Below are 12,382 nucleotides of genomic sequence, written 5' to 3'. Positions count from 1 at the left end.
TTTAACCTGAAATTGGTTGAATGAGGGAAATGGATTTCTTCTGGACGGGATAAAACTATACCAGAACCCATTTATCGCCACAACGTGAAATCTATCACACTCAGTTTTTTATTTTTTGCTTCAAATCAAACAGATTGAAGTCGGTGCTTTTTCTTTGCTCACCACGGTTGATTAACTCGCTCAAAATGACGCAGTGAGAAGATCCATGCGATACATAGAGTCAACGAACCTTTTTCTCTTGTCGTTTTACTTGTTCCCATAACGCATCTAACTCGTTTAATGTCAAACTGGTTAGTGGCTGCTCAGCTAATGATGCTAATTGCTCTACGGCTTGAAAACGGCGTACAAACTTATGATTGGCTTTATTTAAGGCCAGTTCAGGATCCTTACCTAAATGACGAACCAGATTAACCGTCGCAAACAGTAAATCCCCGAGCTCTTCTTCTACCTTTTGCTCATCGACGGGCACTTGCAGCACTTCCGCCATCACCTCATCCAACTCTTCCTGCACCTTCTCCGCCACAGGGCCGACACTTGACCAATCAAAACCAAATTGAGCGCATTTCTTTTGGATTTTATTAGCCCGCGACAAGGCCGGTAACGCTTGTGGTATTGAGTCTAGAATACTTTGTTCTGTTTTGCCTGCTTGCTGCTTTTCTTTATGTTTTTCGGCCTGCCAATGGGCAGCCAGTTGCTGCTCATCGGCAAACTTTGCGTCAGAAAAGACGTGCGGATGACGGCGAGTGAGCTTTTCATTGACGGTGTCTACCACATCAGAAAACTCGAATAATCCTTGCTCTTTAGCCAACTGGCTATAAAAAATCACTTGGAACAATAAATCGCCGAGTTCTTCTTGTAAGTTAGGCCAATCTTGCTGGACTATCGCATCGACGACTTCATAGGTTTCTTCGATGGTATGCGGAATAATCGTTTCAAAGGTTTGTTGTTTATCCCATGGGCAGCCATGCTCTTTATCACGTAACTGCGCCATAATCTGTTCAAGTTGTACAATAGGATGAGACATACTTTCTCTTTACTGATACGTAATAACGAGGCCAATGAGCATCATCGCACCTCGTTATTGATTAAGGACTAATCAGCGACACGACGCCATCGCCACTCGCACTGATCGGCGTAGGTCGTGGTTCAGCCCAATCGTTTGACGAGCATAACGTCTTTGATTTGCTCCGTTCGCTTCATGATCCGCTGTAGAACTTCAACACTATTGACCTCTAACTCAAAGTCCATGATCGTCAATTGACGTTTATAATCACTGCGGTTTTTCATGCTGATCACTTTCACTTTCTCGTTAGCCAGTAATGTGGTGATGTCTTTTAATAACCCGCTGCGTTCCATCGCTTCAATCCGTAACGTCAAGCGATAAGTTCCCACAAAACCTCGTCCCCAAACCGTTTCAATGATGCGTTCAGGCGCATGGTGACTGAGTTCTTCAAGCTGCTCGCAATCGCTACGATGTACCGAAATACCACGTCCTTGAGTGATATAACCGCGAATATCATCACCAGGAATCGGCTGACAACAACGAGCAAGATGGGTCATTAAATTATCCACCCCTTGCACCACGACTGCATCCTTGTGAGTGGTTTGAGTGGTGGTCGTTTTTACTTCACCGGCTAATTTTTCTAAGGCGATCTTATCTTCTTCTTCAGCGGTGGGCTTATTCACTAATGCATTGATATGATTAATAATTTGATTGATGCGCAAATCACCACTGCCAACACCAACGTAAAGCTCATCGGCGCTATTAACATTAAAGCGCTTTAACGCGTACGCTTCGGCATCTTTTAACTTAGCGCCAATTTTTGCCAATTCGTTTTCGAGAATTTCACGTCCCGCTTCGAGGTTTTTCTCTCGGCTCTGTTTACGAAACCAAGCGTTGATTTTGGCTCGAGCCCGACCAGAATGCACAAAGCCCAGTGATGGATTTAACCAATCACGAGAAGGATTAGGCTCTTTAGCGGTAATAATTTCTACCTGATCTCCCATGTGTAATTTATGGGTAAACGGCACAATTCGCCCTGCCACTTTAGCGCCAATGCAGCGATGACCCACTTCTGAGTGAATATGGTAAGCAAAATCGAGCGGTGTTGCGCCCATCGGTAAATCGACGACGTCACCACGCGGCGTAAAGGCATAGACCCGATCGTCAAAGACTTGACTGCGCAGTTCATCAAGCATTTCCCCTGAGTCGGACATCTCTTCTTGCCAATCAAGCAGCTTACGTAGCCAGGTGATTTTTTCATCATAACCACTACGAGCCGTCGATGCGCCTTCTTTATATTTCCAGTGCGCGGCAACGCCAAGCTCAGACTCTTCATGCATCTGCTTAGTTCGGATCTGAATCTCAATGGTTTTGCCTTCGGGGCCTAAAATCACCGTATGAATCGACTGATAACCATTAGGTTTCGGATTGGCCACATAGTCGTCAAATTCGCCCGGCAAGTGTTTATATTTAGTATGCACAATGCCTAAAGCGGCGTAACAGTCTTGCAATTTATCAGCGATGATCCGCACCGCGCGCACATCAAACAGCTCATCAAACGCGAGGTTTTTCTTCTGCATTTTGCGCCAAATGCTGTAGATATGCTTAGGACGACCACTCACCTCTGCATTGATATTTAATGCTTGCATCTCTTGGCGAAGATCATTGACGAAATCACGGATGTATTGTTCACGGACAATACGCCGCTCAGAGAGCTGTTTAGCGATTTGTTTATAAGTATCTGGTTGTTGATAACGAAACGCGTAATCTTCAATTTCCCATTTTAACTGACCAATCCCCAAACGGTTCGCTAGTGGCGCATAGATATTGGCGCACTCTTTAGCGGCGGCGCGACGCACTTCATCAGGCTGGTCTTTTACTTCACGTAAATTGCAAATTCGTTCTGCTAACTTAATGACTACACAACGAAAATCATCAACCATCGCCAACAACATACGGCGAACATTATCAACTTGTGCCGACGCTTCACTGCCTTGCATGGTGATATTGAGTTGCCCAATCGCTGCCATCTCTTCAACACCATGAATCAACTTGATGATCTCTTTGCCGTAATGCTCTTCGAGTTCTTCTTGATCCAACAAACCGCTGGTGGCAATCGGAAACAGTAGCGCTGCCACTAAGGTGGGTTTATCCATCGACAAGGTGATCAATATTTCGATCATTTCCCGTCCACGCCATAGCAACATTGGACCTTGAGAGTGCCCCTCAAGCCAATGATCACACTGACGATAGACTTCCATCAGTCTCGCCGTCGTTTTGCTATCTTGCTGCAAACTAGCAATCCATTTTTCTAGTTCAAACTGTTCGTCTGGGTTTAAATGTGCGCTACGAACCGCAACCATAGGGATAATCCTAATTTTTAGATTTTAGGGTATCGACTGACTTTCGCTCCCGAAAGTTCAGCCGCTTACCGATTTTTTACAAACAGAGCCATCGATTCTAAATGACTAGTATGAGGAAACATATCAAGCATAGCCAATTTCGCCAAATGATAACCTTGATTGAGTAAGCTTTGGCTATCACGCGCTAAAGTTGCGGGGTTACACGAGACATAAACAATACGTTGAGCCGATAATTGTCCCAACTGTTCAACAATCCCTGCTGCGCCCGCTCGCGCCGGATCAAGCAGTATTTTATCAAACTTTTCAGCCGCCCACGTTGCCTTGGTCATATCTTGTTCCAAATTGGCTTGGTAAAAGGCGCTATTATTGATCTGGTTCAAATGAGCATTCTCACTGGCCACTGAAACCATCTCATCGACGCCTTCAACCCCAACCACATAGTGAGCAATGCGTGCCAGCGGTAAACTAAAATTGCCTAAGCCACAAAAGAGATCAAGCACTCGGTCATTGGCTTGAATCTCTAGCCATTCGATAGCTTGGGCAACCATGCGCTGGTTGATGGATTGATTAACCTGAATGAAGTGAGTGGGCAAAAAATGCATCGTCACTCCCGTCTCTTGATAGTAAGGCGTTTCACCTTGCACATGCTCCAACGGGTGATCATCGGTCAACAAATACAATGCCAATTGATGACGCTGAGCGAATTCAGACAAACGTTGCTTATCGGCACTCGGTAACGGCGCTAAATGGCGCAATAAAAGCACACTGGTATTATCGGCTTTGATCAACTCAACATGCCCCAGTTGTTCTGGCTGCTTAAACCCACTCAGTAAAGGTTTTAACTCAGCTAAGCATTGATTAAGATGAGGTTCAAGGACTGGGCAATCCGTCACATTGACAATACTTTTACTCTGTTTACGCCGAAACCCAACCTGCAATTGCCGTGTTTTTTTATCCCACCATAAACTGAGTCGCGCTCGGCGACGGTAGCCTTTATCTTCATCAATGATCGACGCTGACAATGGTATCGCTTGCTTAGCGAACTTGCTCATTAAATGGCTAAGAGTTTGCTGTTTATGAGTAATTTGCCCTTCACGAGATAAGTGTTGCAAATCGCATCCGCCACACTGCTGATAATATTGGCAAAATGGCACGACGCGTTCGGGACTAGGGGCAAGCACCTTGATAAGCTTTGCCCGCGAAAATTTGCTTTTACTTTCAGTAACTTGAATCACAGCTTCTTCACTAGGCAACGCTCCATCAATAAAAATCGGTTTGTCTTGCTGATACGCAATCCCCGCGCCAAGATGATCCAGCTTAGTCACCATGACTGACTGATGTTTAGATTGAATCGAGGTGTTCTTCTTCGCTTGGAAAAAACGTGCCATGCTCTGTGCCTAAGTGTGATTTATAAAAAGGTTTTTGCCCCAGCATCACTATTCTGTGTGGGGAAGATTGTCGAAGCCATTACTCTTGCATTAAGCTATAGTGGCTTAGCGTTGTGGGTAGACAACCGCCGTCTGACTCAACCACGATAGCGACTTATTGAATAGCTTCGCCACTGTAATGCGGGTTATTTTCCCATATCCACACCACGATGTTTAGACAATAATGACCAAATATGGCTTACGTGCGCGTGTTATTACCCTGACTTTAGCACCAACCTTAATTATTGGGTTACTGCTTAGCGCTTTATTCTCATTCAATCGTTACCACGATTTGGAAGTTCAGGTTCTCAATTCTGGGGCAAGTATCATTGAACCACTGGCGATTGCCAGCGAAGAAGCGTTAAAAAACCAAAGTAGAGAATCGGTACGACGGATCATTAGTTATGCTCATCGTAAACATTCCAAATTAGTACGCAGTATTGCGGTATTCGATGCTCGCCATGAGTTATTTGTTACCTCCAACTTTCATCCCAACTTTGAAAGCTTGATGTACCCTAAAGAGCAACCGATCCCCGTCCTCGGCAGCGCTCAGCAACATGATAACACCCTGATTCTCCGTACACCGATTTTGGCAGAAAGTCGCCTACTCGAAGATAATACCAACAGCGCGCGATCGGTACCGGTACTGGGTTATATTGCCATTGAATTAGATCTCTCCTCGTTGCGTTTACAACAATATCAAGAGATTTTCTCCGCCTGCTTAGTATTAATTATGGGCTTAGTGCTCTCTAGCGTTTTCGCCGTTCGCCTCATGCACGACGTGACTCGTCCCATTACCCATATGAAAAACATGGTTGACCGCATTCGGCGCGGCCATTTAGATGTTCGAATTGAAGGGAAAATGCATGGTGAGTTGGACTCGCTACGTAAAGGCATTAATGCCATGGCGGTCTCGCTATCCGAATACCATGTAGAAATGCAACACAGTATTGATCAAGCCACCTCAGATCTGCGTGAAACCCTTGAGCAATTAGAGATCCAAAACGTTGAACTGGATATTGCCAAAAAGCGCGCTCAAGAAGCCGCTCGAATTAAATCTGAGTTTTTAGCCAATATGTCACACGAACTGCGTACTCCGCTCAATGGGGTGATCGGCTTTACGCGTCAAATGCTGAAAACCCAGTTAACCAACAGTCAAACTGACTACCTTCAAACCATTGAAAAATCAGCCAATAACTTATTAACCATCATTAATGACATCCTTGATTTCTCAAAACTCGAAGCGGGTAAGCTCGCTCTGGAAAATATTCCTTTTGAATTTCAAGAAACCTTAGAAGAAGTGGTTAATCTCCAGGCCACCAGCGCCCATGAAAAAGGCTTAGAAATCACGCTCAAAGTTGATCCAAAGATCCCGTTAGGCCTCGTCGGCGATCCACTGCGCATTCAACAAGTCTTAACCAATTTAGTCGGCAACTCGATTAAGTTTACCGAACGTGGCAACATTGATATCAGCGTCGAAATGCGCTCACAACGGGATGATATGGTTGAGTTGCAGTTTATGGTCCGCGACACCGGAATCGGCATTTCAGAACGTCAGCAGGCCCAGCTCTTCCAAGCCTTTAGTCAAGCGGATGCGAGCATTTCGCGTCGTTACGGTGGCACAGGTTTGGGCTTAGTCATCACGCAAAAGTTAGTCGGGCAAATGGGCGGCGAAATCAGTTTAACCAGCCGGCTGCATCAAGGTTCGACATTCTGGTTTACGCTGCGTTTACCTGCGACAACCATGCCAATCAGTGATTGGGTCGATCCGCAGGCGCTATTAGATAAACAGTTATTACTTGTTGAACCTAATATGCAGGCCGCTTCTATTGTTCAGCAGCAGTTAGTGCAAGCCGGGTTAAGCGTTACCTATCGCTCATCGATGCCTGAAGAATCGGAACACTACGACTATATTTTACTGAATTTATCGCCAACGAAAGAAACCGACAGCACCATCGTGGAGCAATGGATTCAACAAGCACTGCAATCTGCACCACATGTCATTATTGGTACACCAAGTACCGAGCTGGCGTTGGCAGATCAACTGATGAAGCATTATCCGGTACAATGCGTCACTAAACCGTTGTCACGCCGCAAACTATTGCAAACCTTATTAGCTCATCAGCCGACACGAGCGATGCCTATCGAGCAACCGCGTGAAATAGATAAACTGCCCTTGACCGTGATGGCGGTTGATGACAACCCAGCCAACTTAAAACTGATCAGCGCCCTACTGCAGGAAAGGGTTGCACAGGTGGTCACTTGCAGCGATGGAATAAGCGCAGTGGAGCAAGCGACGCTGCGCGCCTTTGATATCATTTTAATGGATATTCAGATGCCACATATGGATGGGGTTAGCGCTTGTAAAGCAATTAAACAGTTACCGATCAATGCCACCACACCGATTATTGCGGTAACCGCACACGCCATGGCCGGAGAGCGAGATCGGCTGCTAAAAGCGGGCATGGACGATTACCTAACCAAACCGATTGAGGAGCATATTTTACAACAAGTACTGGTGCACTGGAGTCCAACCCACTTAACTCATGGTGTAGAGAAACTTCCCTTGAGCCACCATCAAGCAGAGCCGATCCTCTCGCCCCACTCTACCGCCAATCTATCCTCTTCAATGGTGATTGATTGGCCACTGGCCTTAAAGCAAGCCGCAGGCAAAGAAGACTTAGCTAAAGAGATGCTACAACTGTTGGTCAATTATCTTCCTGATGTGATTCAAGTGGTGAATCAAGCACAGCAAGATGATCAATATGCGTTAGACGATTTACTGCATCATATCCATAAACTACACGGTAGCTGCTCTTACAGCGGTACGCCATCACTAAAAGCCATCTGTGCAACCTTGGAACACATGTTGCGCTCAGGGAGCCAACTCAGTGATATCGAACCAGAATTATTTGAGCTGCAAGATGAAATGGAGAAGCTACTCAGCGAAGCGCCACAATACCTTCACTAGTACGCGTAGTGGAGATAGGCGGTTAATTCGAAGGCACCAATGACTCAAAAATCACCGTAGCGACAGCATAATGTCGCTCATCGGAAAGCGATAGATGAATGGATGTGACTTGCATGGCTTCGGCGAGTTGCTGCGCTCGGCCATGAAGAGTTAGATGAGGTTTACCTTGGGTATCGTTGGTGATTTGAAAATCATGGAACGTGACACCATTGGCGATCCCAGTACCTAAGGCTTTGGCCGCCGCTTCTTTGGCGGCAAAACGTTTGGCTAAAAAGCGCGCGGGCTGTTTTAAAGCCGCACATTTAACCTGCTCTTCAGGGGTGAGGATCCGCGCAGCAAAGGCACTACCACTGCGGGTAAGCACCTTCTCAATGCGTTCAATCTCAGTAATGTCTGTTCCTAAGCCTACAATCATCGACGATTAACGACGTACGTTATCCATGATGGCTTTCATATCTGCAACCGCTTTACTCAAACCATCAAACACCGCTCGGCCTACAATCGCATGACCAATGTTCAGCTCATAAATTTCAGGGATAGCAGCAATTGCCGCTACGTTGTGGTACGTCAAACCATGTCCGGCATTGACCGTAATGCCAAGATCACTGGCGTAGGCTGCCGCTGCCGCGATTTTTTTCAATTCATTTTGCTGCTCTGTCTCATTAGAGGCTTCTGCATAATGCCCAGTGTGCAATTCAATAAAAGGGGCACCACATGCTTTTGCTGCGTCAATTTGCTCACGATCGGCATCGATAAATAGAGAAACTTTAATTCCTGCAGCGGTCAGTTTTTCGGTCGCGGCTTTCACTTTCTCTAACTGTCCTAGTACGTCCAGACCGCCTTCAGTGGTCAGTTCTTCACGCTTTTCTGGTACCAAGCAAACAAATTCAGGCTGAGTGTTTAAAGCGATTTCGAGCATCTCATCGGTCACCGCCATCTCAAGGTTCATCCGCGTTTGCAAGGTTTCGCGCAAAATACGCACATCACGGTCTTGAATATGACGACGATCTTCTCGCAGGTGAATGGTAATGCCATCCGCTCCCGCTCGCTCAGCGATCTCTGCCGCATGCACCGGATCAGGGTAACGGGTACCACGCGCGTTACGTAACGTAGCAACGTGGTCAATATTGACACCTAAAAGAATTGAGCTCATGTTTCTATACTCCGTGCTCTAGATAGCGTTGTGGGTCGGAACAACTCCCGACTTTTTAAAGGTTTGCCGCCAAGATACGGCTTTAAGGCGATACGTGTAAAGCGCTTTGCGGCTTGCAATTGATTTTTGGTGGTAAAGCGTCGCTCACTGATCGCAATCAGCTCATCGCCATAAAAGGTTAAATTATCGCGTCTTACCGATGCAATAAAGCCTTTTTGTTCACGATAACGATAGGTCATCGTCGGAGTGATTGGCTCACCGGTGCCCGCACAATGTAAAAAATCAACGCCATAGCCAAGAGAGGACAATAATGCCAGTTCGAAACGACGCAAGGCTGGCTCAGGATTATCACTTTGCGCTAACTCAGTCAGCGCAAACAAATAATCATGAAATAGTGCGGGACTGGGAACGTCATTCACCAAGACCCGGCCGACCAATTCATTGACGTACATCGCCGAGTAGAGACTGATGCCACTTAAAGGAAGACCTAAGCTTATCGACTCAGCCTGACGTAATGTCTTCATGGTGCTGTTGCCAGACCATTTCAGCAATAGTGGAGTAAACGGCTGTAAAGCGCCTTTAAGCTGAGAGCGCTTGCCACGAGCCCCCTTCGCCATCAACGTTAATCGACCATACTCTTCACTAAATACATCTAAAATTAAGCTTGATTCGCTATAAGGACGGCGATTAAGGACAAAGCAACGCTGAAAACCATCAATCATAACGACACCAACCACTCCAATCAAAGTACAGCGTAGAAGGCCAAATGTACGATGCAAAGAGCCGCATAAAGCGACTCTGTCTTATTCGTTAAGCTCATTGTGGATCATCTTCTGGTGCGCCGTTTAACCCACCAGAAACGATTTATAAATCGTCAATATAGCCTAATGAACGTAAAGCTCGCTCATCATCAGCCCAACCAGATTTCACTTTGACCCACGTTTCTAAATAGACTTTACGTCCAAACAACTCTTCCATATCGAGACGGGCTTCACGACCAATGGTTTTGATTTTCTCACCCTTTTTACCAATGACCATTTTTTTCTGGCCAATCCGTTCGACCAAAATCAGGGCATTAATATGGAAACCATCGGTTTCTGGGTTGTAATCAAAACGCTCAATCTCTACGGTAACCGAGTAAGGTAATTCCTCCCCCGTAAAGCGCATTAATTTCTCGCGGATAATTTCCGAAGCCATAAAACGCTGTGAACGATCGGTCACATACTCTTCAGGGAAATGGTGCGTTGCTTTCGGTAAATGATGACGAACATGCTGATGGAGCACATCAATATTTTTCCCCAACTTAGCCGAAATAGGCACAATATCGACAAAGTTCATCAAGCTGGAAAGATCCTGCATGTGTCGCATCACATCGTTACGATCTTTGACGTTATCGACCTTATTGATGCACAGCACGACCGGGAAATTGGCTTGACGCAGTTTATTGAGCACCATCTCATCATCGGCAGTCCAGTGCGTCCCATCAACCACAAACAGTACTAAATTGACATCACTGAGTGAGCTACTGGCGGCACGATTCATTAAACGGTTGATCGCCCGCTTTTCTTCAATATGCAGCCCGGGAGTATCAACATAAACCGCTTGATAATCGCCCTTAGTGTCTACACCCATAATACGATGGCGAGTGGTCTGTGGTTTACGTGAGGTAATGGAAATTTTTTGCCCAAGAATATTATTTAACAGCGTCGATTTACCAACGTTAGGGCGACCAACAATAGCGATAAAACCACAATGTTGGTTATCCGGTGATGAGCTCAGTTGTTGATCTGATGAAAAGTACGCATCAATATCGAATTCTTTATCAGCCATGGTTTAATTGCTCCAGAGCGGTTTCAGCCGCTGCTTGTTCGGCTTTACGTCGGCTAGTGCCTTTACCTATAACGGGTGTGGCAATGCCAGCAACATCACACGATACCGTAAACTCTTGGTTGTGTGCTTCCCCTTTAATATTAGTCACAATATAGATAGGGAGCGGGCTACGTTTACCTTGTAAAAACTCTTGTAAACGCGTTTTAGGATCTTTTTGCGATACGCCGGGTTTGATGGCATCCAATCTCGGCTGATACCAATTTAAGATAATACCGCGCACCATCTCGATATCACTATCCAGATAAATCGCACCGATAATCGCTTCTACGGCATCAGCTAAAATTGAATCACGACGAAAACCACCGCTTTTCAGTTCACCTGGACCTAATTTTAAGTAATCTCCCAAGCCAAATTCTCGGCCTAACTCCGCAAGGGTATTTCCGCGTACGAGTGTGGCACGCATGCGGCTCATATCACCTTCATTGATCTTAGGAAAGCGACGATATAATTCGTCAGCAATGACAAAACTTAAAATTGAATCGCCCAGAAACTCAAGACGTTCATTGTGTTTACCATTGGCGCTACGATGGGTAAGCGCCAATTCCATAAACTCGGGATCATTAAATTGATAACCGAGTTTGGGTTCTAATCTATTAATTGGAGAATTCATGCTCTCTCGATGTGTTACGGATCAGCGAAATGCTGACCTAATTAATGCCACCTATACGATTAAATCGCACTCCGGTTGGGATCCAAGCTGGCAAGATGCTATCTGCAGATCGTTCAAATTCAAAACTGATCCAAATAGCAACGGCTTTACCCACTAAGTTTTCTTCTGGTACAAAGCCCCAAAAACGGCTGTCAGCACTATTGTCACGGTTATCACCCATCACAAAATAGTGTCCTTGTGGAACAATCCACTCATTAACACCCGCGCGAGGTTGATAATCTCGAATATTATCCATCCGTAACGGGTTAACTAAAATACTGTGTGCCTGCTGGCCCAGCTGTTCATCCATCTGCATTAATGGAATATTATTCTGTACAAATTCGCTTTCAAGCACATTAGATAATTTCACCGTTTGGCAACGGGAATCTTGTTGAGTCTGAATGCAAATCTCTTTCGTCGGGCTGTAGCGAACAATATCGCCCGGCATGCCAACCACACGCTTAATATAGTCAATACTTGGGTTAGGTGGGTATTTAAACACCACCACATCGCCGCGCTCAGGCTTGCCAGTTTCCACTAATTGTGTGCGCCATACAGGATCTTTAAGACCATAGGCGTATTTTTCAACCAGAATAAAATCCCCAACCAATAACGTTGGCATCATCGAGCCGGATGGGATTTGAAATGGTTCAAAAATAAACGAGCGTAATACTAAGACAAAAGCGATCACTGGAAAAATCGAGACCGCATTTTCTACCCACCAAGGTTGTGGCGCGATTTTGCTAACCACTGCCGCATCAATCCCATTGGTTTCGTTCTGCACTTGAGCTTGTTTTTGTAGACGTTTTTTTGACCACAGCCACTTTTCCAACGCCCAGATGATCCCGGTCACGAGAGTAACGATCACCAAAATGAGTGAAAATGTATTCGCCATTGACTTCCCTTATCTAAAAATACGAAAGTGA

Annotated in this window: 10 protein-coding genes; 1 reads left to right on the top strand and 9 read right to left on the bottom strand. The window is 45.6% G+C overall.

Features of this window, described 5'->3' with window-relative positions; all coding sequences use genetic code 11:
* Window positions 1–220: 220 nt before the first annotated feature.
* The 3 genes from mazG to rlmD form a co-directional block, all read right to left on the bottom strand.
* Window positions 221–1,024: a nucleoside triphosphate pyrophosphohydrolase gene (mazG, locus tag CAG60_RS10815; protein ID WP_154170132.1), complete on the bottom strand. Its 804-nt coding sequence runs from the start codon at window positions 1,022–1,024 to the stop codon at window positions 221–223.
* A gap of 122 nt (window positions 1,025–1,146) precedes the next feature.
* Window positions 1,147–3,366, bottom strand: a complete 2,220-nt coding sequence (relA, locus tag CAG60_RS10810; protein ID WP_004394308.1) for a GTP diphosphokinase — start codon at window positions 3,364–3,366, stop codon at window positions 1,147–1,149.
* Window positions 3,367–3,431: 65 nt separating this feature from the next.
* Entirely contained in the window at window positions 3,432–4,754 is a 1,323-nt protein-coding gene (gene rlmD / locus CAG60_RS10805; protein WP_161438923.1) for a 23S rRNA (uracil(1939)-C(5))-methyltransferase RlmD, read from the bottom strand.
* Window positions 4,755–4,977: 223 nt separating this feature from the next.
* On the opposite strand from rlmD, the gene barA reads away from it, so the two are divergent.
* Entirely contained in the window at window positions 4,978–7,764 is a 2,787-nt protein-coding gene (barA, locus tag CAG60_RS10800) for a two-component sensor histidine kinase BarA (RefSeq protein ID WP_161438922.1), read from the top strand.
* A 22-nt stretch (window positions 7,765–7,786) separates the two neighbouring features.
* Here barA and acpS read toward each other — a convergent pair whose 3' ends face one another.
* The 6 genes from acpS to lepB all read right to left on the bottom strand — a co-directional run bounded on the left by acpS (window position 7,787) and on the right by lepB (window position 12,351).
* Window positions 7,787–8,179: a holo-ACP synthase gene (gene acpS, locus CAG60_RS10795; RefSeq protein WP_161438921.1), complete on the bottom strand. Its 393-nt coding sequence runs from the start codon at window positions 8,177–8,179 to the stop codon at window positions 7,787–7,789.
* 6 nt (window positions 8,180–8,185) lie between these two features.
* Window positions 8,186–8,917 carry a pyridoxine 5'-phosphate synthase gene (gene pdxJ, locus CAG60_RS10790; RefSeq protein ID WP_154170123.1) on the bottom strand — a complete coding sequence of 244 codons (732 nt, stop codon included), beginning with the start codon at window positions 8,915–8,917 and terminating at the stop codon, window positions 8,186–8,188.
* Complete coding sequence (gene recO, locus CAG60_RS10785; RefSeq protein WP_161438939.1) at window positions 8,914–9,639, bottom strand: DNA repair protein RecO; 726 nt, start codon at window positions 9,637–9,639, stop codon at window positions 8,914–8,916. Before recO ends, pdxJ begins: the two co-directional genes overlap by 4 nt.
* Window positions 9,640–9,781: 142 nt before the next feature.
* Window positions 9,782–10,747: a GTPase Era gene (era, locus tag CAG60_RS10780; RefSeq protein WP_161438920.1), complete on the bottom strand. Its 966-nt coding sequence runs from the start codon at window positions 10,745–10,747 to the stop codon at window positions 9,782–9,784.
* Window positions 10,740–11,417 (bottom strand): ribonuclease III, encoded by a 678-nt coding sequence (gene rnc / locus CAG60_RS10775; RefSeq protein ID WP_161438919.1) that lies wholly within the window; start codon window positions 11,415–11,417, stop codon window positions 10,740–10,742. Before rnc ends, era begins: the two co-directional genes overlap by 8 nt.
* 37 nt (window positions 11,418–11,454) lie before the next feature.
* Window positions 11,455–12,351 (bottom strand): signal peptidase I, encoded by an 897-nt coding sequence (lepB, locus tag CAG60_RS10770; RefSeq protein ID WP_004394329.1) that lies wholly within the window; start codon window positions 12,349–12,351, stop codon window positions 11,455–11,457.
* Between the last annotated feature and the right edge of the window lie 31 nt (window positions 12,352–12,382).

The sequence above is a fragment of the Vibrio sp. V33_P6A3T137 genome, from assembly GCF_009904835.1.
GTDB lineage: Bacteria > Pseudomonadota > Gammaproteobacteria > Enterobacterales > Vibrionaceae > Vibrio > Vibrio metschnikovii.
This window is presented reverse-complemented; position numbering and strand designations above follow the sequence as displayed.

Excerpts from the sequence above, each read along its gene's own strand:
- rlmD (WP_161438923.1), bottom strand. The coding sequence starts at position 4,754 with ATGGCACGTTTTTTCCAAGCGAAGAAGAACACCTCGATTCAATCTAAA.
- recO (WP_161438939.1), bottom strand. The coding sequence starts at position 9,639 with ATGATTGATGGTTTTCAGCGTTGCTTTGTCCTTAATCGCCGTCCTTAT.
- pdxJ (WP_154170123.1), bottom strand. The coding sequence starts at position 8,917 with ATGAGCTCAATTCTTTTAGGTGTCAATATTGACCACGTTGCTACGTTA.
- rnc (WP_161438919.1), bottom strand. The coding sequence starts at position 11,417 with ATGAATTCTCCAATTAATAGATTAGAACCCAAACTCGGTTATCAATTT.
- era (WP_161438920.1), bottom strand. The coding sequence starts at position 10,747 with ATGGCTGATAAAGAATTCGATATTGATGCGTACTTTTCATCAGATCAA.
- mazG (WP_154170132.1), bottom strand. The coding sequence starts at position 1,024 with ATGTCTCATCCTATTGTACAACTTGAACAGATTATGGCGCAGTTACGT.
- acpS (WP_161438921.1), bottom strand. The coding sequence starts at position 8,179 with ATGATTGTAGGCTTAGGAACAGACATTACTGAGATTGAACGCATTGAG.
- relA (WP_004394308.1), bottom strand. The coding sequence starts at position 3,366 with ATGGTTGCGGTTCGTAGCGCACATTTAAACCCAGACGAACAGTTTGAA.
- barA (WP_161438922.1), top strand. The coding sequence starts at position 4,978 with ATGACCAAATATGGCTTACGTGCGCGTGTTATTACCCTGACTTTAGCA.
- lepB (WP_004394329.1), bottom strand. The coding sequence starts at position 12,351 with ATGGCGAATACATTTTCACTCATTTTGGTGATCGTTACTCTCGTGACC.